This is a genomic window from Streptococcus pluranimalium, from assembly GCF_002953735.1.
GTDB lineage: Bacteria > Bacillota > Bacilli > Lactobacillales > Streptococcaceae > Streptococcus > Streptococcus pluranimalium.
Map to the genome: position 1 here is coordinate 407,313 of NZ_CP025536.1, position 26,518 is coordinate 433,830.

General features: G+C 39.7%; 24 protein-coding genes and 1 riboswitch. Of the genes, 17 read left to right on the plus strand and 7 right to left on the minus strand.

Annotated features, from left to right (window positions below; all coding sequences use genetic code 11):
- Position 1: 1 nt before the first annotated feature.
- From C0J00_RS02065 to C0J00_RS02075, 3 genes are all read left to right on the plus strand, one after another.
- Positions 2–967 (plus strand): helix-hairpin-helix domain-containing protein, encoded by a 966-nt coding sequence (locus C0J00_RS02065; protein ID WP_104967336.1) that lies wholly within the window; start codon positions 2–4, stop codon positions 965–967.
- The gene (gene rlmD, locus C0J00_RS02070; RefSeq protein ID WP_104967337.1) at positions 964–2,319 is read left to right on the plus strand and encodes a 23S rRNA (uracil(1939)-C(5))-methyltransferase RlmD; all 1,356 of its coding nucleotides are present in this window, start codon (positions 964–966) and stop codon (positions 2,317–2,319) included. Before C0J00_RS02065 ends, rlmD begins: the two co-directional genes overlap by 4 nt.
- Before the next feature lie 207 nt (positions 2,320–2,526).
- The gene (locus C0J00_RS02075; protein ID WP_104967338.1) at positions 2,527–3,153 is read left to right on the plus strand and encodes a ribonuclease P; all 627 of its coding nucleotides are present in this window, start codon (positions 2,527–2,529) and stop codon (positions 3,151–3,153) included.
- A gap of 38 nt (positions 3,154–3,191) precedes the next feature.
- On the opposite strand, the gene serS is transcribed toward C0J00_RS02075, so the two are convergent.
- Entirely contained in the window at positions 3,192–4,475 is a 1,284-nt protein-coding gene (gene serS, locus C0J00_RS02080) for a serine--tRNA ligase (RefSeq protein WP_104967339.1), read from the minus strand.
- 283 nt (positions 4,476–4,758) lie between these two features.
- On the opposite strand from serS, the gene C0J00_RS02085 reads away from it, so the two are divergent.
- The gene (locus tag C0J00_RS02085) at positions 4,759–5,826 is read left to right on the plus strand and encodes an acyltransferase (protein WP_104967340.1); all 1,068 of its coding nucleotides are present in this window, start codon (positions 4,759–4,761) and stop codon (positions 5,824–5,826) included.
- Between the two features lie 48 nt (positions 5,827–5,874).
- Here C0J00_RS02085 and C0J00_RS02090 read toward each other — a convergent pair whose 3' ends face one another.
- The 5 genes from C0J00_RS02090 to C0J00_RS02110 all read right to left on the minus strand — a co-directional run bounded on the left by C0J00_RS02090 (position 5,875) and on the right by C0J00_RS02110 (position 10,388).
- The gene (locus C0J00_RS02090) at positions 5,875–6,234 is read right to left on the minus strand and encodes a DUF956 family protein (protein WP_104967341.1); all 360 of its coding nucleotides are present in this window, start codon (positions 6,232–6,234) and stop codon (positions 5,875–5,877) included.
- 252 nt (positions 6,235–6,486) lie between these two features.
- Positions 6,487–7,401 carry a PTS system mannose/fructose/sorbose family transporter subunit IID gene (locus tag C0J00_RS02095; protein WP_104967342.1) on the minus strand — a complete coding sequence of 305 codons (915 nt, stop codon included), beginning with the start codon at positions 7,399–7,401 and terminating at the stop codon, positions 6,487–6,489.
- Between the two features lie 16 nt (positions 7,402–7,417).
- Entirely contained in the window at positions 7,418–8,230 is an 813-nt protein-coding gene (locus C0J00_RS02100) for a PTS mannose/fructose/sorbose transporter subunit IIC (RefSeq protein ID WP_104967343.1), read from the minus strand.
- A gap of 62 nt (positions 8,231–8,292) precedes the next feature.
- Complete coding sequence (locus C0J00_RS02105) at positions 8,293–9,285, minus strand: PTS sugar transporter subunit IIB (RefSeq protein ID WP_104967344.1); 993 nt, start codon at positions 9,283–9,285, stop codon at positions 8,293–8,295.
- 290 nt (positions 9,286–9,575) lie between these two features.
- Entirely contained in the window at positions 9,576–10,388 is an 813-nt protein-coding gene (locus C0J00_RS02110; protein ID WP_104967345.1) for a Cof-type HAD-IIB family hydrolase, read from the minus strand.
- Between the two features lie 87 nt (positions 10,389–10,475).
- Here C0J00_RS02110 and C0J00_RS02115 point away from each other — a divergent pair, with 87 nt between their 5' ends.
- From C0J00_RS02115 to C0J00_RS02145, 7 genes are all read left to right on the plus strand, one after another.
- Positions 10,476–11,084, plus strand: coding sequence for a DUF1361 domain-containing protein (locus tag C0J00_RS02115; protein ID WP_104967346.1), 609 nt, complete (start codon positions 10,476–10,478; stop codon positions 11,082–11,084).
- An 81-nt stretch (positions 11,085–11,165) separates the two neighbouring features.
- On the plus strand, positions 11,166–12,587 hold the full coding sequence (locus C0J00_RS02120) for an NCS2 family permease (RefSeq protein ID WP_104967347.1): 1,422 nt from the start codon (positions 11,166–11,168) through the stop codon (positions 12,585–12,587).
- Between the two features lie 385 nt (positions 12,588–12,972).
- Complete coding sequence (gene tsaE, locus C0J00_RS02125; RefSeq protein ID WP_104968803.1) at positions 12,973–13,410, plus strand: tRNA (adenosine(37)-N6)-threonylcarbamoyltransferase complex ATPase subunit type 1 TsaE; 438 nt, start codon at positions 12,973–12,975, stop codon at positions 13,408–13,410.
- Positions 13,411–13,412: 2 nt separating this feature from the next.
- Positions 13,413–13,937, plus strand: coding sequence for a GNAT family N-acetyltransferase (locus C0J00_RS02130; protein ID WP_104967348.1), 525 nt, complete (start codon positions 13,413–13,415; stop codon positions 13,935–13,937).
- The gene (lytR, locus tag C0J00_RS02135; RefSeq protein ID WP_104967349.1) at positions 13,937–15,160 is read left to right on the plus strand and encodes a glycopolymer--peptidoglycan transferase LytR; all 1,224 of its coding nucleotides are present in this window, start codon (positions 13,937–13,939) and stop codon (positions 15,158–15,160) included. The genes C0J00_RS02130 and lytR overlap by 1 nt, the downstream gene beginning before the upstream one ends.
- A 519-nt stretch (positions 15,161–15,679) precedes the next feature.
- Positions 15,680–15,804: riboswitch (FMN riboswitch) on the plus strand.
- 76 nt (positions 15,805–15,880) lie between these two features.
- Positions 15,881–16,441 (plus strand): ECF transporter S component, encoded by a 561-nt coding sequence (locus C0J00_RS02140; RefSeq protein WP_104967350.1) that lies wholly within the window; start codon positions 15,881–15,883, stop codon positions 16,439–16,441.
- Between the two features lie 325 nt (positions 16,442–16,766).
- On the plus strand, positions 16,767–17,420 hold the full coding sequence (locus C0J00_RS02145) for a phosphatase PAP2 family protein (protein ID WP_104967351.1): 654 nt from the start codon (positions 16,767–16,769) through the stop codon (positions 17,418–17,420).
- A gap of 82 nt (positions 17,421–17,502) precedes the next feature.
- Here C0J00_RS02145 and C0J00_RS02150 read toward each other — a convergent pair whose 3' ends face one another.
- A complete protein-coding gene (locus C0J00_RS02150; protein ID WP_104967352.1) occupies positions 17,503–18,513 on the minus strand; it encodes a YeiH family protein in 1,011 nt (336 codons plus the stop codon).
- A 112-nt stretch (positions 18,514–18,625) separates the two neighbouring features.
- Between C0J00_RS02150 and C0J00_RS02155 the strand changes: the two genes are divergently transcribed.
- The 6 genes from C0J00_RS02155 (at position 18,626) to C0J00_RS02185 (ending at position 26,441) form a co-directional block, all read left to right on the plus strand.
- Entirely contained in the window at positions 18,626–19,180 is a 555-nt protein-coding gene (locus C0J00_RS02155; protein ID WP_104967353.1) for a tRNA (mnm(5)s(2)U34)-methyltransferase, read from the plus strand.
- A gap of 48 nt (positions 19,181–19,228) precedes the next feature.
- Positions 19,229–19,468 carry a hypothetical protein gene (locus C0J00_RS02160; protein WP_104967354.1) on the plus strand — a complete coding sequence of 80 codons (240 nt, stop codon included), beginning with the start codon at positions 19,229–19,231 and terminating at the stop codon, positions 19,466–19,468.
- A gap of 5 nt (positions 19,469–19,473) precedes the next feature.
- Positions 19,474–21,537 (plus strand): cation:proton antiporter, encoded by a 2,064-nt coding sequence (locus C0J00_RS02165; RefSeq protein WP_104967355.1) that lies wholly within the window; start codon positions 19,474–19,476, stop codon positions 21,535–21,537.
- A gap of 555 nt (positions 21,538–22,092) precedes the next feature.
- Positions 22,093–22,491, plus strand: a complete 399-nt coding sequence (locus C0J00_RS02175; protein ID WP_104967357.1) for a VOC family protein — start codon at positions 22,093–22,095, stop codon at positions 22,489–22,491.
- Positions 22,488–23,771, plus strand: coding sequence for a hypothetical protein (locus C0J00_RS02180; RefSeq protein WP_104967358.1), 1,284 nt, complete (start codon positions 22,488–22,490; stop codon positions 23,769–23,771). The genes C0J00_RS02175 and C0J00_RS02180 overlap by 4 nt, the downstream gene beginning before the upstream one ends.
- Positions 23,772–23,786: 15 nt before the next feature.
- Positions 23,787–26,441: a valine--tRNA ligase gene (locus C0J00_RS02185; protein WP_104967359.1), complete on the plus strand. Its 2,655-nt coding sequence runs from the start codon at positions 23,787–23,789 to the stop codon at positions 26,439–26,441.
- Positions 26,442–26,518 lie beyond the last annotated feature (77 nt).

The following is a 26,518-nucleotide window of genomic DNA, read 5'->3' on the forward strand; positions in this document are numbered from 1 at the left end:
TATGACTAAAAAAAATAATGATAAGATTGTCGATTTTAGCGACTATTTAGCTGAAAAGGATTTTGAAGAACTCCTCCAAAGTGAATTAGCTGGTTTTTCTGATGAGGAGTTGGATGAACTTTATGATGATTTGGCATTTGGAGAAGAGTTTGAAGACTTAGAAGGAGAAGCAGCCTTAGGCAAAATGAGCTATCAAACGCTCAGAGACTTAGAAAGAACGGAAGCTCAGGGGCATGATAGCTGGCTAGCTTCTGAGCCAGTTGGTTGGATAAACTTGGACGAGCGCCCTTATCTATCCACGAAGATGGAGCTTGCTGTCGTTTATAAGCAGAGTGGTCTTTATCAAAAAGCTTTGACTCATTTTTTAGAGATTTACAATCATGATGAGGGGGATCGATTAGGTACCCGTTATGAACTGATGGCTATCTATGTTTTGACGTCAAATCACCAAGCAGCCAAAGCTTTATTTGCTAGTCAACCGTATCATCGAGACGATTTAATGATGGTCATTCCGATGATTATTGCTAATATTTTAGCTGGTAATGATCAAGAAGCTAAGACCCTACTTGATGGCTGGTTATACCGAATTGATGGGCTCAAAGAATTTTGTAAAAATCCTGTTATGCCTATGGATGAGATTATGGAAGCAGGAAGTTTAGATGCCTATCAACCTAATAGCATGACAGCTGTTTATGTTTCTCTCAGTACTTTTTTAGCCATTCTTATCCCATCAAGTCATTACATTATGTCTGTTATCCATGAATTTCTGGAGTTTGAAACTGGGGGGCCTTTTGTAGAAGACTTGGCCGTTTTAAACAGTGCACAGATAGAGACTTTGTATAATCTTGGTATTGTGACCTTGCAAGATCTTAAAGAATGGACCGAGAAAGAATTTCTAGCTATCCCTAAAATGGGTCCTGCAACACTTAGGGCGCTAAAAGAGAAGGGAGTGGTATTTCAGTCGTGAGCACATTACAAGTTAAACAACGGATTCCTTTGAAAATCAAGCGTATGGGTATCAATGGCGAAGGGATTGGTTTTTACAAGAAAACCCTTGTCTTTGTTCGAGGTGCCCTTAAAGGTGAGGAAGTCTTTTGTCAGGTGACGTCTGTTAAGCGTAATTTCGTTGAAGCCAAGCTTCTTGATATCAATAAGAAGTCTAAGTTCCGTGTCGTGCCAGAGTGTCCCATCTATGAAGCTTGTGGTGGTTGCCAAATCATGCACCTACGCTACGACAAACAGCTTGATTTTAAGGTGGATTTGCTCAAGCAAGCCCTTAAGAAATTTAAACCAGCAGGTTTTGAGAACTATGAGATTCGTCCAACATTAGGGATGGATAAGCCGCAACATTACCGGGCTAAATTGCAGTTTCAAACCCGCTCTTTTGGTGGTTCTGTTAAAGCAGGTCTCTATGCTGAAGGAAGTCATCGACTTGTTTCTTTGGAAGATTGTTTGGTACAGGACCAGTTGACGCAGGAAATCATTAACAAGATTACCAATCTTTTGGATAAGCACAAGGTTCCTATCTACAATGAGCGTAAAATTCAGGGAATTCGGACAGTCATGGTTCGTAAAGCAGAAGCCACTGACCAAGTTCAAATCATCTTTATTTCGAGCAAGTGGATTAATCTAACGGCTGTTATTAAGGATTTGATTGCAGCCTTTCCACAAATCAAAACAGTTGCCTTTAACCTTAATACGTCCAAATCCAGTGAGATTTATGGGGCAGAAACGGAGATTCTCTGGGGGCAGGATGCTATTGAAGAGGAAGTTTTGGACTATGGTTTCCAATTGTCTCCAAGAGCATTCTACCAGCTCAACCCTGAACAAACAGAAGTGCTCTACGGTGAAGCTGTTAAGGCACTCGATGTTAGTCCAGAAGACCACTTAATTGATGCTTATTGTGGCGTTGGTACGATTGGATTTGCTTTTGCTAAGCAGGTCAAGAGCGTGCGCGGGATGGATATTATCCCAGAAGCCATTCAAGACGCCAAAGAAAATGCACGTCGTATGGGCTTTGACAATACCCACTACGAAGCAGGTAAAGCAGAAGAAATCATTCCTAAGTGGTATCAAGAAGGTTATCGAGCAGATGCCCTTGTTGTGGACCCACCAAGAACAGGTTTAGACGATGCCCTTCTCAAAACCATTGTCAAATACCAACCGAAAAAAATGGTTTACGTCTCTTGTAACGTCTCAACCTTGGCGCGTGATCTGGTCCAGCTAGCGAAGATTTATCAGGTAGAGTATATACAAAGCGTGGATATGTTCCCGCATACTGCACGTACAGAGGCGGTTGTGAAGCTAACGCTAAAATAAAAGTTCTCCAATCCTTTCCAATTTCAAGGGATTGGCTAAAACGATCTTTCTCCAGATTATTTCACTTCCGAAATCCCTCAACTCTTGTTTTTTAGTTAGGAGTTTACAACAGTCTTCTACGAGATTTTTGCAAATATATCGCTGTTAATTAAGAGATTTCTTTACTTCAATCAAAGTTGTTACAATAACCCATGTTAAGGAGCCCTTATGTTTTCTCAAATCAATCACTATTTACTCTATCAAGGTCTTAAGTACGTTAAACCAGAAAAATCTGGTACAGAAGCAGATGCGATGAGGGCATTTAAGGCACAGGGACAAGCTGCGCGTGCTGAGATGAGGAACTTATCTAAAGCTTTGTCTCAAGACTTGCCTGGTTTTAAAATGGATCGTGTCAGCAACTGGGCCAATCAGGCTCAAATAGGACGACCACATTTTTGGACTTATTTCCATGCTATTGATGATAACTATGATGAGGTTGGGTTTGCCATTCGCCTCTATGGTCAACAGGATGATTTTGGTATCTCGGTTGAAGTTAGTTTCATTGAACGTAAGAAATCAGATGAAACACTGGCTAAACAGGCGAAGGTTTTAGACGTTCCGATAACTGAGCCACTCTATTATTGGGTTCAAGAAAATGGTGAAAGTCATCGGGAAGAAGGAACGGAAAGCAATAGACAAAAATTGCTAGAGGAGCTGGCTGACGGGAATATTAGAAAAGTTTTAGTTAAAAAGGATATCCCAATGACAGAAACGATGACTATCCAAGAGTTGGTTCCAAAACTGCTAGAAGCTTTTAGAGATCTATTTCCTTATTATGAAGCTACAAAAAAGTGAGTTCCGTTTGGAGCTCACTTTTTGAACGTCATAAGGTTTTATTTCGGTGCAATCACTTCGGCACCACCCATGTATGGACGAAGCACATCTGGAATGGTGACAGAACCATCTTCATTTTGATAATTTTCAAGAATGGCAGCGACTGTACGACCAACTGCAAGACCAGAGCCGTTTAGCGTGTGGAGCAATTTAACCTTACCATCAGCTTCGTCACGATAACGGATTTGCGCACGACGAGCTTGGAAATCCTCTGTATTTGAACAGCTTGAAATTTCACGGTAAGCATTTTGAGCTGGAATCCAAACTTCCAAATCGTAAGTTTTAGCAGCTGAGAAGCCCATATCTCCAGTACAGAGAGCTAAAACACGGTATGGCAGCCCAAGTTTTTGTAGGATATTTTCAGCGTTAGCTGTCATTTCTTCTAATTCATTGTAAGACTCTTCAGGTTTAGCAAATTTCACCATTTCAACCTTGTGGAACTGGTGGAGACGGATGAGTCCACGAGTGTCACGACCAGCTGAACCAGCTTCAGAGCGGAATGAAGGGCTCATGGCTGTAAACTTGATTGGCAATTCTTTACCATCGATAATTTCGTTACGGTAGTAGTTGGTAAGAGGAACTTCAGCTGTTGGGATAAGAACGAATGGACGTTCTTCATCATTGATTTCAAAGGTATCTTCCTTGAATTTTGGATAATTACCAGTTCCAAACATAGAATCACGATTGACCATGTAAGGCGTGATCATTTCTTGATAGCCTTCTTTAGCATGCTCATCCAACATAAAGTTATAGAGGGCACGTTCTAAGCGAGCACCTAAGTTACGGTAGAAGAGGAAGCGAGTTCCAGTAACTTTTGCCCCACGTTCCCAATCAAGGATACCCAAATCTTCACCAAGATCCCAGTGCGCTTTTGGTTCAAAATCAAATTCACGAGGCGTTCTCCAACGACGAACTTCGAGGTTTTCTTCTTCGTCAGCACCCACAGGAACAGAGTCGTGTGGTGTGTTTGGCAAAATAGTGATAATAGCTGTTAGCTTATCATCAATTTCAGCCAATTCAGCGTCAACAGCCTTGATATCAGCAGAGACTTTTTGCATAGCTGCAATCTGTTCAGACGCATCTTCTTTATTACGTTTGGCCTGGGCGATTTTATCTGAAGCAAGGTTACGCTCTGCTTTTAATTCTTCAGATTTTGTTAAGAGCTGACGGCGTTTAGCATCTAAATCTTTTAACTCCGTTAACGTTTCGGCAGCAACACCACGTGTCGCTAATTTTTCCGCAACGTTATCAAAGTCGTTACGAATACGTTTAATATCTAACATAGAAACCTCCTGTATGGTAGAAAAAAACACAACCTGCTTGTCGTTGGAGCGCTAGCTCGCGCGGTTCCATCCAACTTCACAGATTGTGCACTTCATTAATATCAGTAATAATAACACGGTAGAATTTCATAAGGCAAAGAGATCTGCTCACAGCAACCGCAGACTTTCTGAACAATCAGCATTACTACTTATCCGTTGGAGTTATTATACACAAAAGAGAAGCAGGTGTAAACCATAAACCAAGGATTTTTCTTACTTTCTTGAATTATGATAAAATAAGTGCATGGAAAAAAGAATATATAATGCAGGAATTGATTTTTTAAGAATTTTTGCCATGTTTATGATTGTTGTCACCCATGTGTTAGGTAAAGGTGGAGTCCGTGATTCAGTTGCCGGCACAGTTGACGTTCACTTTTTACAGACTTGGATCATTCAAGCCAGTGTTTATGTTGCAGTTAACTGTTATGCTCTAATCAGTGGTTATGTTGGTTTTCGTTCCAACTTTAAATATTCTAAAGTAGTAAATTTATGGCTCCAAGTAGCCTTTTATTCGATTGGGATAACCTTATTTTTCTTGATTTTGGGTAAGGATATTGGTTCCAATGATTGGTTGGCTGCCTTTTTCCCAGTCATTACGGGTCAATATTGGTACGTGACCGCTTATTTTGGCTTGATGTTGACCATGCCCTTCTTCAATATTGCCCTACCGAGAATGGAGTTGTCTGATCTTGCCAAGATGATTTTTACAGGTTTTATCGTCTTCTCATTACTACCAGTATTACTGGATACCAGCGTTTCGGAGTTTTCATTATCCAAAGGCTTTAGCATGACTTGGTTAATTCTCTTGTATATTGCTGGTGCATTCTTGGCTCGTATCGATTTGAAAAAGTATAATAAGCCTTTCATTTTAATTGGTATTTATGTTTTATCCATTGCAGCAACCCTTATTTTGAAGTACACCGTCAGTGAGAAGTGGTATTGGTACACCTCACCAACCATAAGCTTAGGAGCTCTGGCTTTATTTATTTTATTCGTCAATCTGAAAATTTTACCATCTGGAAAATTAGTAAGCTTCATTAAGTTCTTTGCACCTGCCACTTTTGGTGTTTACCTTGTTCACTTACATCCTTTGGTGGTCAAATTCGCTATGCGAGACTTTGCGGAAAATTTTGTGAATCAATCCCCACTTGTTTTCCCGTTTGCTATTCTAGGTGTTAGTCTCTTAATTTTCTTTGGATCAATTTTAATTGAAAAAGTGAGAATCTGGCTCTTTAAGACACTTCAAGTTTCACAAATGACAACAAAAATTGATGATTGGTTGATCTTTAAAAATAAGGTCAAAAAAATATAAGACTAATAAAACCCAAGTTTCACAAAGGAGACTTGGGTTTTATTAGTCTTAACGACCTTTTAATTTTTGACCGATAATTTGCAGCAAGGTTGGGAGCTTAACGACATTCTCATTGCCGACTTTTTCTCTAGCGATTTTTAGAATTTTTCCAGAATCTTTTGATGAAAATAGAAATTTTCCAGAATCTGTAAACACTTCAAAATGGCGACTAACTTTTTTTCCACTGACATTAGCTCCGATTTGTTTGATACTTTTCCAAGGAATTTGAATATAGTCTTCAACATTACGATCGCTATAGTATTCCAAAGAAACATCGCCAATCAAAAATTTCCCAACCTTTCCTCCCATACCGAGGTAGGATACACCTGTCGTTTGTAGTAACACTTCTTTATTTAAGGATTGTGCCATATTAACCTTTCTATTTAGAGGATTCACTGATTATAGAACAACTACTATATTGCCCTTTTGAGCGAATCAGTTTAGTGATACTCATTGAAAATCAAAATGTGATCTTGTCAAGTTTACCATCATGAACTTCAGTTCTATCTGAGTCTCCTTTCCCAGTCAGAATTTGATTTTCGTCTAGTATTAAATGCTGTTATGCTATGCTTTATATCTTATCATAAATAAAAGAGTTTCCAAGAGGAAACCCTTTTTAGTTTACATGATACCTGCAAGACGAGCAAGGACACCTAATACGAAGAGACCAACAATCATTGTAATTGGAGAAACTTTTTTCTTAAGTAACCACATACAGATAAATGTTAAGATAAGTCCCATCAAACCAGGAATCAATGAGTCTAATTGTGCTTGTAGTGTGTTTGCTTTCTCAGCTGTTAAGCTTAAACCACTGAGAGCATCTCCAAGAATTCCTTGGAGTTGAGGTCCAGATACCATTCCTTTAGGGAATTCAATATAGGCACCTTCAGCTAATTTTGTAGCAGGTAGGTCAACTGTAAAGTTGATAGAAACCCAGCGTTGTACAAGGACAGCAAGGATAAACATACCAAGGATTGAAGCTCCTTTAGTGATATCTTGGAGGATACCACCAGACATGTCTTTTGTGATTTCTTTACCTGATTTGTAACCAAATTCTTGAGTGTACCATAGGAAGCTCATACGAATAGCATTCCATGCAACGAAGAAGATGATTGGACCCATGATGTTTCCTGCTTGTGCCAGTGAAGCACCGAGCGCACCAAGGATAGGACGTACTGTAAACCAGAAGACTGGGTCACCGATACCAGCAAGAGGTCCCATCATACCGATTTTAACACCTTGGATAGCTGTGTCATCGATATCAGTACCATTTGCTTTCTCTTCTTCAAGAGCAAGTGTTACACCAAGAATCGGAGCAGCTACATATGGGTGAGTATTGAAGAATTCCATGTGGCGTTCAAGAGCAGCAGCACGGTCTTCTTTAGTAGTATATAGTTTTTTGATTGCCGGAACGAGTGAGTAAGCCCAACCTAGGTTTTGCATACGCTCGTAGTTCCAAGATCCTTGAAGGAATTGTGAACGGAACCATACTTTTTGGCGATCTGATTTTGATAATTTGATTTGAGTTTCAGTCATTGTAGGCACTCCCTTCTTAGTAATCTTCTAGGATATCGCCGATTGGGTCCATTGAACTTGACCCGCCACCGTTACCTGAACCACCTTGTTTTGAGAGGTTAAGATAGATGAAGGCAATAGCTACACCGATAACACCCATGGCAATAAGTGTAAGGTTAGAGATAGCAGCAAAAGCAAAACCAAGGGCAAAGAATGGCCATACTTCACGAGTTGCCATCATGTTGATAACCATAGCGTAACCAACGGCAACAACCATAGCACCACCAACTTGCATACCACCACTTAGCCATTCAGGCATTAATTCCAAGACGCCACGAACAGATGATGCAGGAACAGCAAGCAAGAGTGCAGCAGGAACCGCAATTCGGAGACCTTGAAGAAGAAGTGCGATAAAGTGAGTACGTTCAAGAGCAGAGATATTTCCCTCAGAAGCAGCTTTATCAGCAGCATGAACCAAACCAACTGAGATGGTCCGAACAATCATCGTAAGGAAAAGTCCAGCAACGGCAAGAGGGATAGCAGTAGAATAGGCAAAAGTGATTCCTTTTGGAGTGAAGTCGCCACCTTTAACCATAATAATAGCAGCTGCTACAGATGCAAGCGCAGCATCTGGGGCAACAGCGGCCCCGATATTAGCCCAACCAAGAGCGAGCATTTGAAGGGTACCACCAAGGGCAATACCAGCTGTCAAGTTTCCTGTAACAAGACCAATCAAGGTACATGCGACAAGTGGTTGGTGGAATTGGAATTGGTCGAGGATACCTTCAAGACCTGCAAAGAAGGCTACAACAACGACCAAAATAGCAGAAATAATAGAAATATCTGACATTTTGAAATCCTTTCGAAAAATAAGAATACCGAAGTAAAGTTTACCTTGTTTCGGTTAGGTTATTATTGAACATTTGCCTTCTTGATCAAGTCAAAGAGGTTTTTACGTGAATCGTTTGGTACTTTACGAACGTCAAATTCAACGCCCAAGTCACGTAGTTTTTCAAATGTTTCAACGTCATCTTTATCCATAGACAAAACGTTATTAACCATTGTTTTACCAGTAGAGTGTGCCATAGAACCGACATTGAGTTCCTTGATTGGCACGCCACCTTCAATAGCACGTAAAGCTTCTTGAGGTGTTTCAAAAAGAATAAGTGCGTGTGTGTTACCAAAGCGTGGATCTTTAGAAGCTTCGATAAGTTTATCAATTGGCACAACGTTTGCTTTAACACCACCTGGTGCAGCTTGTTTAATCAGTTGTTTGCGCAATTCGTCCTTGGCAACTGTATCTGATGCAACAATGATACGGTTGGCCTTAGAAGCAGGTGTCCAGTTTGTCGCAACTTGTCCGTGTAGAAGACGAGTATCCACACGCGCAAGATTAATTTTAAGTTGTCCGTCACCGATGACAGTTCCTGGAGGGATGGCTCCCTGAAGGGCAGTAACAACTTTTTCAGTTGGAGAAGCTTCCTCAAGTGGATTGAGCTCTTCAGGAAGAGCTTTAATACCGTCTTTAGCTTCTTTGATAATATTTGCAGCAACTTGATCAACCCCTGCAGTCGCATCCATCATGCGTTCTGTGTAGGCTTGGATCAACATTGGCAAATTAAGACCAGTGATGATGGCGAACTTGCGATCTGGGTTTTCACCCATGATACGACTTGCTTGGTTAAATGGAGATCCACTCCATAAGTCAGCAAGGACAAGAATTTCATCATCAGCATCAAATTGAGCGATAGCATTGTTGAAGTGTGCATATAAATCATCAGGTCCTTCGCTTGGCATGAAAGTCACTACTTGAACTTTCTCTTGATCGCCAAAAATCATTGAACCAGATTGATGAATGCCTTCAGCAAATTTACCATGGCTGGCAATAATAATACCGATACCCATTCGTGTTCTTCCTCCTATAAGTTATTTTTCTTAGGATAAAAAAGAATCTCTCCAGATATGGCCAACAGGCACTCTTTTTTATCCCAAAAATTAAGAACAACTCATTTTAAAACGTTTTCAGTTAAAATGCAAGCGTTTTTGAGAAAAAAATGCAAAATACTTCGATATTTTCCAATAACTGTCAATTGATATGCTTGAAAATGCAAATAAAAAAGAACAGACACATAAAATCTGCTCTTTTTTGAAAGTTTTAATGAAATTGTCGCACAAAAATAATGAATTATTGAAAGTTACAGAAAAAGTTTTTCTAGTTGTCTAGCAACTCCGTCTTCTTCATTAGTATAGTTGAGTTTTTCGTCGGCAAATGGCAGGAGAACCTGACTAGCATTTTTCATAGCATAACCTGATTTAGCCAAATGGAGCATCTCAGTATCATTATGTTCGTCTCCAAAAGCAATTAAGTCATCGGGGGTTTTATGATATATCGTTAACAGATACGATAGGGCAAAAGCCTTATTAATACCTTTAGGTGATACTTCAAGGATATTTAAGGGGCCACCCCAAGAATCAATTTCGATTTCGTTTTTAAAGTGTTCCCTCATCCTGTTAGCAAGGCTTATTTTATCAGCAGCACGAGATTGCATGAGTAGTGCATTGGGATTTCGTGTGATTTTAGTTGGTTCCAAACGCATTCTTTCGGTAATTCTGTCAACACCAAACAAGGCAGGTGTTATGCGTTCGGGATAATCTAAGGTAACATAGAAATTTTTGCGATATTCACTGGCAATAAAATCCATTTCAAAAAAGTCACTGAACTTAAGAATATCGAAAAGATAAGTTTTATCTAATGTTACCGACTGCTCGTATTCCCATTTTTTACCGGGTAAGTGTGTCAAAGAACCATTAAAGGTAATCATTGGCGTATCAAGTTCTAGGCGTTTATAGTGCTCAACAGCCATGCGGTAAGGTCTTCCTGTAGCAATAACAACGTGATGCCCTTGCTCACGGACTTTTTTTATCGTATTGACAGTATAATCTGAGATGGTATTGTCACTATGAAGTAAGGTTCCATCTAAATCTATAGCAATTATTTTTGTAGTCATAGAGCTATTATAACAAAAAATAATCGCAAGGGATATTTTAACTAGTCTTGTGTTACAATTGAGAAAATATGAAAAAAGGAGACTGCGATGAAACGCCAATTTATAGTAATACATGCCTTCTTTGCGATAATTTCCCTCGCTTTTTGGTATTACAACCCTACTGGACCTGGGCTGATTTGGAATATCTTTTTGGCTACACTAGCCTTTGATTTTAGTTACCTGGCTTGCTCGATAAAGAATAGATGGTTAAAGCCTTTCTTCATGCTAGGATGGTTTATCTTCTACCCCAATACTTTCTATATGCTAACAGATCTCGTTCATATGTCTTTTGTAACGGACATTTTAAATGATCGTTTGAGCTTTATGCATTACATCATTTACATGTCTAGCATTTTATTAGCTTTAATTTTGGGGGTATTAAGTGTTCGCTACACACTCTTGATACTTAGGGTGAGGCACTGGTTTTGGTTTTATCTCTACATAATAGGTCTCTCATTTATATCTAGTCTAGCCATTCATCTTGGTCGCTTTGCACGATTAAATTCTTGGGATGTTTTCGCCAATCCGTCTCTTGTTTATAGGGAACTGTTAGAAATCTTTTCATATTCAGAAATCCATTTTATTTTAGGCTTTACATTTATACAAACCATGTGCCTATTGCTTTTGGCTGAAAGGACGAATGATTTTTTCAAATAAAAGCGCAAAATTCTATTGAAATACGAATGTTATTTTGTTAAAATCTACTTATTGTTCAATAAAAGGAGTTCTATTTTAGAAATGGAAAAGTTATTTAAGTTAAAAGAACATGGAACGGACATTCGAACAGAAGTTGTTGCCGGATTGACGACTTTCTTCGCAATGAGCTATATCCTGTTTGTTAATCCAGCCATGTTAAGTCAGACAGGGATGCCAGCACAAGGTGTTTTCCTAGCGACTATCATCGGAGCAGTCGCAGGGACCTTGATGATGGCTTTTTACGCCAATCTACCTTACGCTCAAGCATCTGGTATGGGCTTGAATGCCTTCTTTACCTATACGGTAGTCTTTGGTCTAGGCTTTACTTGGCAAGAAGCATTGGCTATGGTCTTTCTTTGTGGTGTGATTTCAGCAGTGATTACATTGACAAAGGTTCGTAAGATGATTATCGAGTCAATTCCAGCATCGCTAAAGTCTGCTATCTCAGCAGGGATTGGGATTTTCCTAGCGTATGTAGGGATAAAAAATGCTGGATTATTACAATTTACTGTTGATCCTGGTACCTATACTGTTGTTGGGGAAGGGGCTCAAAAAGCTGAAGCGACAATCGTTTCAAATTCTTCTGCAGTTCCAGCCTTGGTTGAATTCACTAGTCCATCGGTTTTAGTTGCTATTATTGGTTTAGTGATCACGACTTTCTTTGTGATTAAAAATATTAAGGGTGGGGTCATTATATCAATTGCCCTAACAACTATTATTGCGATGCTATTTGGGGTTGTTAGTTTAGGAAGTATAGATTTTTCAGCCAATAATATCATGACTGCAGTGAAAGATTTAGGCGATGTTTTCGGAGTAGCTTTAGGGCGCCAGGGCTTGGGTTCTTTATTTAGTGATGTAGCTCGTATTCCTGAAGTATTGATGGCTATCTTAGCTTTCTCATTGACAGATATTTTTGATACCATTGGAACTCTTATTGGAACTGGTCAGAAGGTAGGCATCGTAGCCAAAACAGGAGAGAATAACGAATCACAAAAGTTAGATAAAGCACTCTTTTCTGATTTAGTCGGAACGACAATGGGTGCTATCGCTGGAACATCGAATGTGACAACCTATGTTGAATCAGCTGCAGGTATTGGAGCTGGAGGCCGTACAGGTTTAACAGCACTTGTTGTTGCAGGGATGTTTGCCATTTCAAGTTTCTTTAGCCCGCTTTTAGTTATCGTGCCAAACGCTGCTACGGCACCGGTGCTTATCATTGTCGGGATTATGATGTTAAGTAGTCTTAAAAACATCAAGTGGGATGATTTAAGTGAGGCTGTGCCAGCTTTCTTTACTTCTATTTTTATGGGATTTGCCTATAGTATTACGCATGGTATTGCTGTTGGTTTTATTTTCTATACTATTTCAAAAGTGATCAAAGGTCAGATTAAAGAGATTCATCCCCTCGTTTGGATTTTGGATGTGCTATTTATTTTAAATTTTATTAGTCTAGCTATTTTGTAATGCCTATACTAGCTGTTAATCTCAAGTCATCGTTTTTGATGTAAAAGCGTGTTTGTAAGGCGTTCTATAGAGTGAAATATGACCTTTTATCTCTCTTGGTTAGAAATGGTAGGATAAGTCGTTTACTTGCCTTTTTGATAATTTGAAAAAAAGTTGGAAAGGTTAGATAAGCTCTATTAGTGAGTTTAACTAGCACATCGTCAGACTAATGTTGCCTGTTGTGATAAAGAATCAAAACGGATGAAAGCAAGATAAGATGTTAACATCTACCGTGCTTTATTCGTTTTTTTGTACTCCTAAAGGAGACATTTGCCCTATGATTTTTCTTATTTTGAATGACGATTGCTTCATGACAAAGGTTAAGTGCTGTGATATAATTAATTTTATGTATAAGGTAACTAATGAAGCAGAGCTCATTGCCCTGGGAGAAAAAGTAGGAAGGCTTCTTGAAGCGAGTGATATTCTGATTTTGACGGGTGATCTGGGTACTGGAAAAACGACTTTTACAAAAGGACTTGCCAAGGGACTTGATGTTGAACAAATGATAAAAAGTCCTACCTACACTATTGTTCGTGAGTACGAAGGTAGACTTCCTTTATATCACCTAGATGTCTATCGCATTGGTGATGATCCTGATTCTATAGACCTAGATACTTTTTTATTTGGTGATGGTGTTACTGTCATTGAATGGGGAGAAATGGTTGAGGATCACCTTCCAGACGGTTATCTCAAAGTTGAATTATCTCTTGATGGACAAGGTCGTCAATTGAAGATGACTGGAAATGGTACTAGGTACGAAAAATTATTAAATGAGTTAAAGTAATTATGGCTGAGAAGGAATTAATCATCGAAGAAGCGCAAGTTTCAGATGCTCTAGCGATCAAGGTATTTTTAGAAGAAGTTAGTCAAGAAACTTCCTTTATCGTCAATGATAGTCTAGATATTACGATAGAGGATTTACAAGAGGCCTTATATGTTAGCTTGAACAGTTTAAACCGCATCTGTTTGTTGGCTAAGATAGAGGATACTATTATAGGAATGGTTAATGTCACTAGCAGTGATGGAGTAAATGTCAATCATGTTGGTGATCTTTTTATTGCTGTGAAGCAAGCTTATACTGGTCATGGTATTGGGCACTATCTGATGGACCTGATTTGTGACTGGGCAGAGCAAAGTCCTATGATTAGACGCTTAGAGTTAACGGTTCAAAGCCGTAATAAAAAAGCTATAAAACTATATCAAGACTTTGATTTTGTTATTGATGGCAAAAAGAAACAGGCGTTTAAGCTAAACGAAGGGACATATTTAGATCTTTTTATGATGAGTAAATTGATAGGTAAAGGGAATTAATGAAACTAGGCAAAAAAATCTTATTGATGATTTTGTTGATCATCACAACAACTTTTGTAGCGGCTGGAGTTTATCTTGGATCGGCCTATATTTTTTCGACGGATGCTTTATCAAAAACCTTTAAGGGCTTTGAAGGAGAGAAAGTTAGCAAGGCCATTGATAAAACAGAGCCATTTTCAATCCTACTAATGGGAGTTGATACGGGAACAACTGAGCGTTCTTCTACTTGGGAGGGTAATAGTGACTCGATGATATTAGTGACAGTTAATCCGGAAACCCAGAAAACAACGATGACGAGCTTAGAACGTGATATTTTAGTCAAATTAAAAGGGCCAGCGTCTAATGATCAAAACGGCGAAGAAGCTAAGCTTAATGCTGCTTATGCAGCAGGTGGTGCTAGAATGGCTAAGATGACTGTTGAGGAGATGCTTGATATTGATATTGATTATTACATGCAAATCAATATGCAAGGCTTGATGGATTTGGTTGATGCTGTTGATGGTATTACTGTTACGAATAACTTTGATTTTCCAATCTCCATTTCTCAAACAGAGCCGGATTATAAAGCGACTGTAGCACCTGGTACGCACCGTATCAATGGTGAACAAGCCTTGGTATACTCACGCATGCGTTATGATGATCCGGAAGGTGACTATGGTCGTCAAAAGCGCCAACGTGAGGTTATTCAAAAAGTGATGCAGAAAGTTTTAAAGCTAGGTAACAGTGTTGCTTCTTATAAGAAAATTTTAAACGCTGTTGCAGGCAATATGCAAACAGATATTAAAATCAATTCTTCAACTATTCCTAGTTTATTCCAGTATGCAGATACGGTGCAGCATATCAAGGAATATCAATTAAAAGGTGAAGATGCAGACATTAATGGCGGGTCTTATCAGATTCCTACAGCCAAAGCACTCTTAAAGATTCAAAATACAATTAAAAAGCAACTAGGTAAAGCAGTTAATAGTTTACAGCAGTTGAAGACGAACGTGATTACCTACGAAGAACTCTATGGACTTGATGTTCCCTTAGATGACTCTTCTGAAGAGGAGTCTGTTGCTACGGAAGACAGTACTGGAACGGTGAATCATCAATATGGAGATGAGACAATTCAAGGTTCTCAAGAAACGTATCCAGTGAACGATGGTACACAAGTATTTTATAACGACCAAGTACCGGCAGACCAAGGATATTACGGCGAGACGGGTCAACCAGCTTATTAAGAAGAAAAGTGATAAGCTTATGATCCGCCTAGAAAAGTCATCTTTTGATGGCTTTTTTGTTTTTTGTTGCACAGGGTCACGATTAGTAAGTACTCAATGTTGACTATATATTTAGTGACTTAAATGATAATTCCTGTCTTACTATCTGAGAAAAGGAATGACTTTTATGATGTTAGTTAATGTTTACTTAATAGGTTATTTGTTACTATTTCTTTAGGAATAAACAAATAGTTGATATTCTTTGAAGGCCACTTCAAGGTAGTTAATGGTGTTTTATAGTCTTTTGCATGACCTTTGCTATTTTTTGCTTTTTGATTTCTAGGATTAGTCTTCAAAATCTCCTCATGAGGTTTTGAGTTTTCTGCGCCTCAGCTTCCTATCTGAAAGTTACTTGATTTAACTGTATAGCCTTATGGCTAGTAACGAGATGACATGGCATTCACATTGATTTTGAGAAGCTAGCGAATTAACATTTTAAGGAAAAAGGATTGCGCATTGACTTGTCGCATGCTATAATGTAAGGGTCTTCAGGGCAGGGTGAAATTCCCGACCGGCGGTGTCTAGGCAACTAGAAGTCCGCGAGCGAAAGCTGATGTGGTGTGATTCCACAACCGACAGTAGAGTCTGGATGGGAGAAGACGAAGATTGACTAGATAAGACTGGCTTTTTGACAGCCAATCTTCAGATTCTCTGATTTTTAAGAAATTGGAGGAACCTTTGATGACAAACACACGTAAGATGGCTTATATTGCTATCCTTTCAGCTATTTCATTTTTATTGCTCTTTTTCAATTTTCCTATTTTGCCAGCAGCAAGTTTTTTGAAAATTGATTTTAGTGTGATTCCGATTTTATTAGCCTTATTGTTGTTTGATTTAAAATCGGCTTATGTTGTCTTGCTCTTACGTACGCTTTTAAAATTTATATTGAATTTTGAAGGGGTTAATACCTGGGTCGGTATGCCAATGAATGTACTTGCTCTAGGTTTGTTTGTAACGGTATTTGCTCTTGTCTGGAAAAATCATCAGACGCTTAAGACCTATGTCTCAGCAGCTGTTATTGCGACAATCGCTTTAACATTAGCTATGTTAGTATTGAATCTCTTTTTCGCAATACCGCTTTACATCAAGTTTGCAGGATGGCCACCAGAAGCTCTAACAATGACTTCATATATTGTGCCAGCTGTGATACCATTTAACCTCTTGCAGGGAGCTATCCTATCGCTAGTCTTTTACCCTGCATACTTGGGCACTCAAAATGTTCTTTTAAAATATCAAAACTAACTAATGGAGGCTGAGCGTAAAGTCCAGCTTTTCTATTGTTTGTAAGATCCGAACACAGCGGTTGGGAGAAATGATAAGCGATTTATCTGACAGTTGCTTAGGTTTTTTTATATTTCAAGTGTCACCTGCCGACTAGCTCTTATTAGGTCTGGTTTCCAATCTCTTCTCATCATTCCTCTGATTGTGGGAGTTAAGTGGAGGGGGAAAAGGTTTGGATAATCTGTTCAATCGGAGATAAAAGAGAGAAGAAGGGCTCTTTTTTCGGTAGAGATCTTTCCAACTCCTTTTACCATTAATATTTGAGAGAAAATGCTATAATACTATTATGAAAAACAAACAGACTTATCTTTTGAGAGCATCTATTGCTCTTGTTTTATTCATGATACTTGGTTATACAGTCAAGTTTTATCCTGAAACATTGGTTACCTTTGATGAAGCCATCCAAACAGCAGTGCGTGGTTCTCTACCAGCATCAGCCACTTCTTTCTTTAGTGGCGTCACGGTTTTGGGCAATACCTTAACCTTTGTTTTGATGCTACTTGTTCTAGTTGCCTTCATTTACTTTGTGAAAAAATGGAAAATGGAAGCTATTTTCCTGGGGATTACAGGAGCTCTGTCTGGTCTCTTGATTGTCGGTTCTAAGTATCTTTATGGGAGAGCCAGACCAAGCCTAGAACATTTAGTATCGGCTCATGGTTTTTCATTTCCTAGTGGTCATGCGACGGGGTCGATGATGATCTATGGTTTTATGCTTATCATTGCTCATCAGCGAATCAAATCAAAAGGTTTGAGAATACTAGTAGAAGCTTTAATAGCACTCTTGATTGCCTTGATTGGTTTATCACGTATCTACGTAGGTGTTCATTACCCAACAGATGTTCTAGGAGGTTTTATCTTAGGATTTGCTTGTCTAAATATCATTTACCCTTTTTATGATCAGAAACGCTTTGAATCTCGTTTTCAAGGAAAACAAAAATAATGAAAAAGGGTCTTTGTTACCCATTGCAGAAATGATAGAGCCTAAAACAAAAACGAATTTGGTCTTCCAAATTCGTTTTTACTTACCAAAGTCCCATTAGTTTTTGCATGAGTAGACTGACAAAGGAAATGAAAAACCAAGAAAGTCCGCCCATAATGATGGCTTTGCCACCGCGTTTGAAAAGGTTGGCTATATTGGTATTAAGACCAATAGCGCTCATGGCCATGACGATGAAAAATTTTGAGGTGTTTTTTAAAAAGTCGACCAAAGGAGTTGGTAGATGTAGGACGGTAGTAACTAATGATGCTAAGATAAAATAGAGAATAAAGGTTGGGAATACTTTTTTTAACTTAAAAGCATTGTTTCTATCTCCTGTCTGATGGCGTTTCATTTCATAAAACGAAAGTCCCAGTGTAATAGGAATGATCGCTAATGTCCTCGTTAGTTTAACAATGGTAGCGCCGTCAAGTGTATTAGCGTTATAGAGGTTATCCCAAGCTGTTGCCGTTGCGGTTACAGAGGACGTATCGTTAACAGCTGTTCCTGCAAAGAGAGCAAAGCCATCATTGGATAAGCCAAGCGCATGCCCCAAGGTTGGAAACAATAGGGCAGCCAGGATATTAAACAAAAAGATAACAGAGATCGCCTGGGCAACATCTTCTTCCTTAGCCTTGATAACAGGTGCGGTAGCAGCGATGGCAGAGCCGCCGCAAATAGATGATCCAACGGCAACTAGTGTAGCGATGTGACGATCAAGGTTTAGGATTTTTTTCAAAGGAAAAGCGAGTAATAAAGCCGTCAAAATAGTCGCAAGGATGATGGGGAGAGACTGGCTACCGACAGCTAGTACCTGTTTGAGGTTGAGACCAAACCCAAGGAGAACAACAGCTGTTTGAAGGATAGTTTTCGAGGAATAGTTGATACCTGCCTGGGTTTGCCTGCGATTAGTGTGCCAAATGGCGATGATCATGCCGATGAAAATGGCAAATACAGGAGCTCCGATAAGTGGTAACCATTGGCCTAGGAACCAGGCGCTCGTAGCGATGACTAGGCAAAGTGCTAGTCCTGGTAGGCGTAATTTTAAAGTAGACACGGTTGCCTCCTCTTCATGTTTTTGTTTTAATTATAGTGTTTACGATGATAAATGTACAGAAGAGCAAATGGATCTTCTGAATTTCTTTTATAGGACAGTTGAAAGAGAGGTTATGATGAAGAGACCACTTGAGTTTTCTCATGATTTTTTAGCAGAGGTATTAGATAGTGAGAGTGTTGCTGTGGATGCGACTATGGGAAAGGGTAATGATACCTTGTTTTTAGCCAAACGTAGTCGTAAAGTTTACGCTTTTGATGTGCAAGAAGAGGCTTTAACAAAAACAAGACAACGACTAGAAGCCGAAGACATTAACAATGTAGACTTGATTTTAGATGGACATGAGAATCTTGACCACTATGTGAGAGAACCACTTAGAGCAGCAATCTTTAACTTGGGCTATCTTCCTAGTGCTGATAAGAGTATCATCACCCAACCCCATACAACCATACAAGCCATTGAAAAAGTACTCGACCGATTAGAAGTGGGTGGTCGTCTGGCTATTATGATCTATTACGGTCATGAAGGGGGAGAAATGGAAAAGGACTCCGTCTTAAACTTTGTTAGCCAGCTAGATCAAAAAGCCTACACAGTCATGCTTTATCAGGCACTTAATCAAATCAATACGCCGCCGTTTTTAGTTATGGTGGAAAAACTCACTTCTTTCTAGTCTTCTGATGAGAATTTTGTTACAATGGCAAAATGAAAAGGAGTAGTTATGTCTCATCAATCCGTTATTGAACGTTTATCAGAATTGCGCCAAAAATATATTGAACAACCGTCACAAAATGATAGTCATTTTGTTGATTCGCCCAAAATGACTAAAATGAAGAAGAAATTGATGGCGCTTGAAAAAGAACGCTGTCAGTTAAAGTTGACGCAAAAAGATTATCAGGCTATTGATCAGAAAATTGCTGACTTAAAAGAAGCTTTTGCAGAAGACAATAAGGGAGGTTGATCAATATGGATATGTCCATCCTGGTGATTATCTTCCTTTTTTCATTAATCATATCTAATGTCATTAATAGGGTTTTCCCGAAAATCCCCCTGCCCTTGGTCCAGCTCTTGCTGGGGATTACTTACGGGATTTTCCAAGGTGGAAAAGGGATAGATCTCAATCCGGAACTATTTATAGCCTTCGTCATTGCCCCGCTCAACTTTCGTGAAGGTGAAGAAGCAGATGTTGGGAGTTTTTTGAGGTATCGGTCATTGATTCTCTTTCTTATCTTACCTGTGGTTTTTGTGACCGCTCTAGGGATTGGTGCAGTTGCTAGTTATTTGTTGCCGATTGAGTTACCTATGGCGGCTTACTTTGCACTCGGAGCAGCATTAGGGCCAACCGATGCCGTCGCCTTCATTTCGATTGCCAAGCGATTTGCCTTTCCTAAGCGCGTGGAAAATGTCCTCAAACTAGAAGGACTTCTCAATGATGCTAGCGGTTTGGTTGCCTTCCAATTTGCCGTAACAGCACTTCTGACAGGTTACTTCTCTATCGGACAGGCTAGCGTGAAGCTGCTCTTATCCATTATAGGTGGCTTTGGGGTTGGCTTCTTATTTGCCTTTTTGAACCGTGTCTTTCTATCGGTTTTGGAGAAATTCGACGCAGCTGATGTCACAGGTGCTTTGTTGTTGGAGCTAGCGCTCCCGATGGTCTCCTACTTTGTTGCGGATACCTTAGGGGTATCAGCCATTATTGCTGTTGTGATAGCAGGTGTCATGCAGGCAGGGAGACTCAGAAAAGTGACTCTCTTTGATGCTCAGGTTTACCGGGTGACCAATGTTATTTGGAAGACCATTAACTTTATGCTAAATGGTGTGGTCTTTCTAATTTTTGGTTCGGAATTGACCAGTATTCTCGTCCCAGTTTTAACAAGTCCTGATTATGGTAACGGCTATTTGTTGTCATTACTATTGGTTTTGACAGGACTTCTATTCCTACTGCGTTTTAGCATGATCGGACTTTATTATGCTTGGCTAAAATGGTCTAAGAGGAAGACACTGCGCAAGTCTTGGAAAGAAATCTGTCTGTTGACCTTTTCAGGCGTTAAAGGAACGGTTTCTATAGCGACTATTCTCTTGTTACCTCGAATGGAGAATTTGCAATATAGCCTTCTCTTATTTATGGTTGCTGGAGTGACCTTGTTGAGTTTCTTAACAGGACTATTGATTTTACCTTTTCTTGCACCAGCTATTGACAAGCCAGTTGATAACTTTATGAGGATTTCTATCTTGACCAAGGTTTTGACCATCCTAGAGCAAGATAGTAAGGATAACCCCGATAATGCCTCACTTTATGCAGTTATCGATAATTATAACGCTCGAATTCAAGGTTTAATTTTAGAGCAAGAACCAGCAAGTGTCAAGAGAGATTTGGCTAGTCTCCAACTCTTTATGATTGATATTGAAAGCCAAGGTTTAGAGTATGCCTATAATCAAGAGGACATTGATCTTAAGGAATATCGGATTTATCAAGGTTATTTGAAGATTTTAGAAAAACAAGTCAATCGTAGCTTTGTGTCTAGTTTTACTTATGGTATCAGGATTTTTATGCGCGTGGTTCGTGCTAGTCTTCATGAAATCGTCACTTTTGGTGCTCGATTCAGAGCTTTGAAGAAGGTGCCGAAGCAACATCGTCGTTTAACAGAGCAAAATCGAGATCGTATCACAAACCTCTACTTGAAAAATACCGAGCTCATTCTTGAAGCGTTGGAGGATTTAGAGGGGTATTACAATCATCCTTTAGTTGATTATCTCCAGAATGCCCGCTTGCGTGATGCGGAGTTGATCAAATCTGGCTTGTTTGTGGAACGGGTTATCATGCACTGGATTCCAAACAGTAATGACGACATTTTACGAGGATACTATTTGGAGCGAAAGACCATCGCTGAATTTGAAGCCGACGGACTTATTTCCAACCAGTATGCCCAAGAACTCCGTAGCAATGTCAATGAATTAGAAAATTATTCACTTAATGACACAACGACGAGTTTATCATATGAATTCCTTAACTTTGCCAGTCAAAAATAAAGAGTCGTTGAGCTTTTAATGTTTTCGTTGTATTTGACCTAGAGGTTTGCTATAATAATCCTATCAGAGGTGTTTTGAAGCCCATTTGTCACAGGAAGCGGCGTTACTGAGAAATCCGCACAAATGTCAAAACTAGTTGCTGAGTTATCAAATTGTATAAAAAGAGCAGCGGGCACAAGCCCGAATGTGGGTGGTACCGCGGAATTCAAAAAAGAAATTCGTCCCTGTCTAGCGTGAGCTGGGCAGGGATTTTGACGTTTTGGAAAAAATTCGATAATAATTTTTTCAAAACTAATGCATGGAGTAGGAAAAGTCCACTGGGACTTTCCGTCACGACAGGCGAGAGCATATATTTTGTTCACTATTATTTCTATCAATGCGATAGCCTTCCAAGAAGCAAGAGCGTGCTCAAAGCTGATTGGTAAAGGACAACTGGTGACTCAGATGGAGTAAAAATAGTTAATAGAAATTTCTATTTTGATAGGTTATGAGCTTAAGGATAACAGAAACAGTTTTAGTCATGTGAAAACTGTAAATAAAAAACAGGAGGGTAACATGCTTCACCACGTTGAGATTTATGTCAGTGATCTGGCTCGCAGCCGTGTCTTTTATGAATATTTGCTCCCGCAATTTGGATACGAACTCTACCAAGACTGGGCTCAGGGCTTTTCTATGAAAAAAGCAGAGCAGTATATCGTCTTTGTCCAAACACCAACAGCCTTCCTTGAAGCTGGTTACCACCGTTGCCGCACAGGGCTCAACCATCTAGCCTTCCACGGAGGCAGTCGAGAAGAGATTGACCAACTTCGCAAGGGCTTGCTGGCCAGAGGTGTTACACTCCTCTACGATGACCGTTATCCTTTTGCAGGAGGAGAGAACCACTATGTCCTCTATTTTGAAGATCCGGATGGGGTGAAGATAGAGGTAGTGGGGGAAGGAGAAGAAGAAAAATGAAAAGAACCAAACTAACAATTGTTTTAATTCTTGTATTTATAGTATTTCTTATTCTACTACCATTCTTAGCAGAAATGAATGTGCTGGGAACTCCATTAAAATGCCTGAAGTCATATTTCTCATCAGATAGCAACAAAGAGTATTTTGAAGTTGTACTGTCAGCAATCGTAATTTTGACAACTTTTATTCTGTTTTATTGGCAAAATACAATAGAATCACATAATAAAAAGAGGGAATTAAAGGAAGAAAAAGAAAAACAAGAGAAGCTATATTTAGAGCAACGTGAACGCGAACGTGCACTTGTGCGACCGCTATTTTTAACGGAATTACAAGAACAGAATTCAGCAATTAGATTGTTCATCAGAGAAAGTACTCCTCTTACTAACATTACAGTCTACTATCAAAATGTAGAAGATGAAAGTTTTAAAGAGGAATTTGTCGGAAATGCTGTTTCTGGCGATTATATTTTTAGATTTAATTCTGATAAACTTGAGTCAGCTATCATCGAGTGTAGAACTTATTTAGATGAAAATATTTATTTTCAATATCACGTTGGAAACAATTTGCTTCACTACAGAATAGTTGATGGAGAAGATTTAAATTATATCAGAGAGATACTAAAAAGACGTATTTTAAATGATAGTATTGAAAATAACTTGAGTCATATTATAGAAATATATAATATTCAATTACAGCATTCAGTTTATGAATCAATTTTTTTCAATAAGTTTATAGAATTTTTCTCAAGTCACAAGCAATATTGGAGAATATCAAAAGAAGATAAGCTACTTAGATTATCTGTAATACTGGGAGAAGATGATATTGAGATTTCCTTGAGCCGTTCCATTGGATTAGATAGTAAGCACGACTATGCCCAAACTCCAGAGATATTTGTTGAATTATTGGAGGTAATAAATAAGTATTTAAAAGATTGTTGGTATACGACTTGTGAGGAAGCTGAACAAGAGCGATACTATTTCATAGGCAATATAAGAAACTACCAGGGAACAGAAATAGGAAGCTATGTTGAGCGATTTGAAAATGAAATGATTAACCGCAAACTGATAACTCAATACATAGATGATTTGATAACATATTTGCAAAAAACTAAACAAATGGTTGATTTTCCTCTTAGAATTGTTGAAGTTTATTTAAACAAGTATGTGACTATTTCTAAAGAAAGAGTGGAATATCCAAATGAAGTTAAACATGTTAAAGAGCAAATTAGGAATGACTTAAGAAAAGTGTTTAGTAAATATATTTTAAAAGGTAATGAATAAAAGAAAGGACCCCCCATGTCAACAAAAGAACTATCACCAAAATACAACCCAGCTGAAGTAGAGGCTGGACGTTATCAATCTTGGTTGGACCAAGATGTTTTCAAACCATCAGGTAATCCTGATGCCAAACCTTATTCTATCGTTATTCCACCGCCTAATGTCACTGGTAAGTTGCACTTGGGACATGCTTGGGATACGACTTTGCAAGATATTATCATTCGTCAAAAACGCATGCAGGGCTTTGATACGCTCTGGTTGCCAGGGATGGACCATGCTGGTATTGCCACTCAAGCTAAGGTTGAGGAGCGTTTGCGTGGAGAAGGTATCACACGTTATGATTTAGGACGTGAAAAATTCCTTGACAAAGTTTGGGAATGGAAGGACGAGTACGCAGCAACCATCAAGGACCAATGGGGTAAGATGGGAATTTCTGTCGATTATTCTCGTGAACGCTTCACCCTCGATGAAGGTTTGTCAAAAGCTGTTCGTAAGGTCTTTGTAGACCTCTACAAAAAAGGCTGGATTTACCGTGGTGAGTTTATCATTAACTGGGACCCAGCAGCTCGCACAGCTCTTTCTGATATCGAAGTTATCCACAAAGATGTGGAGGGTGCCTTCTACCACATGAATTACATGCTTGAAGATGGTTCACGCGCCCTTCAAGTGGCAACAACTCGTCCAGAAACCATGTTTGGTGACGTTGCGGTTGCGGTTAATCCAGAAGATGACCGTTATAAAGACTTGATTGGTCAAAACGTTATCTTGCCAATCGTCAACAAAGCTATCCCAATCGTTGCAGATGAGCATGCGGACCCAGAATTTGGTACTGGTGTCGTGAAAATCACACCGGCTCATGACCCCAATGACTTCTTGGTTGGTCAGCGCCATGATTTGCCACAAGTTAACGTCATGAACGATGATGGTACCATGAATGAACTAGCTGCTGAATTCGTCGGTATGGACCGCTTTGAAGCTCGTAAGGCAGTAGTGGCTAAGCTGGAAGAACTTGGTGCCCTTGTCGAGATTGAAAAACGTGTGCACTCAGTTGGTCACTCTGAGCGTTCAGGCGCAGTAGTTGAGCCACGCTTATCAACGCAATGGTTCGTTAAAATGGATCAATTGGCTAAAAATGCCATTGCCAACCAAGATACTGATGACAAGGTAGCATTCTACCCACCACGCTTCAATGATACCTTCATGAGCTGGATGGAAAATGTCCATGACTGGGTTATTTCTCGCCAGCTTTGGTGGGGGCATCAAATCCCAGCTTGGTACAACGAGAATGGTGACATGTATGTTGGCGAAGAAGCCCCAGAAGGTGACGGATGGGTGCAAGACGAAGACGTTCTTGACACTTGGTTCTCATCAGCCCTCTGGCCTTTCTCAACCATGGGCTGGCCTGATACAGACTCAGCTGACTTCCAGCGTTATTTCCCAACCTCAACCTTGGTAACGGGATATGACATCATCTTCTTCTGGGTGTCTCGCATGATTTTCCAATCTCTTGAATTCACCGGACGTCAACCATTCCAAAACGTTCTCATTCATGGTCTTATCCGTGACGAAGAAGGTCGCAAGATGTCGAAATCTCTTGGTAACGGTATCGACCCAATGGATGTTATCGAGAAATATGGTGCGGATGCCCTGCGTTGGTTCCTTTCAAACGGTTCTGCACCGGGTCAAGACGTGCGTTTCTCTTACGAAAAAATGGACGCCTCTTGGAACTTCATTAACAAGATTTGGAACATTTCACGCTACATCCTTATGAACAACGAAGGACTGGACTTGGACACTGCTGCTGACAAAGTTGCGCAAGTGGCTAGCGGTCAGGCTGGTAATGTCACCGATCGTTGGATTCTCCATAACCTCAATGAAACCATCGCTAAAGTCACTGAAAACTTTGATAAGTTCGAGTTTGGTGTGGCGGGGCACATCCTTTATAACTTTATTTGGGAAGAGTTTGCCAACTGGTATGTTGAGTTGACTAAGGAAGTGCTTTATAGTGACAATGAAGAGGAGAAAGTGGTAACGCGTGCCGTTCTGCTCTATACACTTGATAAGATCCTCCGCTTGCTTCACCCAATCATGCCGTTTGTAACGGAAGAAATCTTTGCCCAGTACGCTGAAGGGTCAATCGTAACAGCTGACTACCCTGTGGTTAATGAAGCTTTTGACAATGCTGACGCCCATAAGGGTGTTGAGAGCTTGAAAGACTTGATTCGTGCCGTTCGTAATGCGCGTGCGGAAGTCAACGTAGCCCCATCAAAACCAATCACTATCTTGGTCAAAACAAGTGACGCTGAATTGGAAAGCTTCTTCACGTCAAACGTCAACTACATCAAACGCTTCACTAATCCAGAAACTTTGGAAATCTCAGCTGATTTGACAGCGCCAGAACTAGCCATGTCAGCGGTTATCACAGGAGCTGAAATCTTCCTCCCGCTGGCCGACCTCCTCAACGTTTCCGAAGAATTGGAACGCTTGAACAAGGAGCTAGCCAAATGGCAGAAAGAACTCGACATGGTCGGCAAAAAACTCAGCAACGAACGCTTCGTTGCCAACGCCAAACCAGAAGTCGTCCAAAAAGAACGCGACAAACAAGCCGACTACCAAGCTAAATACGACGCGACAGTGGAGCGTATCAGAGAGATGGAGAAGTTGGTAAAATAAGCTAATACATACAAATACCCAGCCTAGAAAGGTTGGGTATTGTGGTATAATGAATGAGAAAAAATCAAGTTTACGGA

Excerpts from the sequence above, each read along its gene's own strand:
- C0J00_RS02065 (WP_104967336.1), top strand. The coding sequence starts at position 2 with ATGACTAAAAAAAATAATGATAAGATTGTCGATTTTAGCGACTATTTA.
- C0J00_RS02075 (WP_104967338.1), top strand. The coding sequence starts at position 2,527 with ATGTTTTCTCAAATCAATCACTATTTACTCTATCAAGGTCTTAAGTAC.
- serS (WP_104967339.1), bottom strand. The coding sequence starts at position 4,475 with ATGTTAGATATTAAACGTATTCGTAACGACTTTGATAACGTTGCGGAA.
- C0J00_RS02085 (WP_104967340.1), top strand. The coding sequence starts at position 4,759 with ATGGAAAAAAGAATATATAATGCAGGAATTGATTTTTTAAGAATTTTT.
- C0J00_RS02090 (WP_104967341.1), bottom strand. The coding sequence starts at position 6,234 with ATGGCACAATCCTTAAATAAAGAAGTGTTACTACAAACGACAGGTGTA.
- C0J00_RS02095 (WP_104967342.1), bottom strand. The coding sequence starts at position 7,401 with ATGACTGAAACTCAAATCAAATTATCAAAATCAGATCGCCAAAAAGTA.
- C0J00_RS02100 (WP_104967343.1), bottom strand. The coding sequence starts at position 8,230 with ATGTCAGATATTTCTATTATTTCTGCTATTTTGGTCGTTGTTGTAGCC.
- C0J00_RS02105 (WP_104967344.1), bottom strand. The coding sequence starts at position 9,285 with ATGGGTATCGGTATTATTATTGCCAGCCATGGTAAATTTGCTGAAGGC.
- C0J00_RS02110 (WP_104967345.1), bottom strand. The coding sequence starts at position 10,388 with ATGACTACAAAAATAATTGCTATAGATTTAGATGGAACCTTACTTCAT.
- C0J00_RS02115 (WP_104967346.1), top strand. The coding sequence starts at position 10,476 with ATGAAACGCCAATTTATAGTAATACATGCCTTCTTTGCGATAATTTCC.
- C0J00_RS02120 (WP_104967347.1), top strand. The coding sequence starts at position 11,166 with ATGGAAAAGTTATTTAAGTTAAAAGAACATGGAACGGACATTCGAACA.
- tsaE (WP_104968803.1), top strand. The coding sequence starts at position 12,973 with ATGTATAAGGTAACTAATGAAGCAGAGCTCATTGCCCTGGGAGAAAAA.
- C0J00_RS02130 (WP_104967348.1), top strand. The coding sequence starts at position 13,413 with ATGGCTGAGAAGGAATTAATCATCGAAGAAGCGCAAGTTTCAGATGCT.
- lytR (WP_104967349.1), top strand. The coding sequence starts at position 13,937 with ATGAAACTAGGCAAAAAAATCTTATTGATGATTTTGTTGATCATCACA.
- C0J00_RS02140 (WP_104967350.1), top strand. The coding sequence starts at position 15,881 with ATGACAAACACACGTAAGATGGCTTATATTGCTATCCTTTCAGCTATT.
- C0J00_RS02145 (WP_104967351.1), top strand. The coding sequence starts at position 16,767 with ATGAAAAACAAACAGACTTATCTTTTGAGAGCATCTATTGCTCTTGTT.
- C0J00_RS02155 (WP_104967353.1), top strand. The coding sequence starts at position 18,626 with ATGATGAAGAGACCACTTGAGTTTTCTCATGATTTTTTAGCAGAGGTA.
- C0J00_RS02160 (WP_104967354.1), top strand. The coding sequence starts at position 19,229 with ATGTCTCATCAATCCGTTATTGAACGTTTATCAGAATTGCGCCAAAAA.
- C0J00_RS02165 (WP_104967355.1), top strand. The coding sequence starts at position 19,474 with ATGGATATGTCCATCCTGGTGATTATCTTCCTTTTTTCATTAATCATA.
- C0J00_RS02175 (WP_104967357.1), top strand. The coding sequence starts at position 22,093 with ATGCTTCACCACGTTGAGATTTATGTCAGTGATCTGGCTCGCAGCCGT.
- C0J00_RS02180 (WP_104967358.1), top strand. The coding sequence starts at position 22,488 with ATGAAAAGAACCAAACTAACAATTGTTTTAATTCTTGTATTTATAGTA.
- C0J00_RS02185 (WP_104967359.1), top strand. The coding sequence starts at position 23,787 with ATGTCAACAAAAGAACTATCACCAAAATACAACCCAGCTGAAGTAGAG.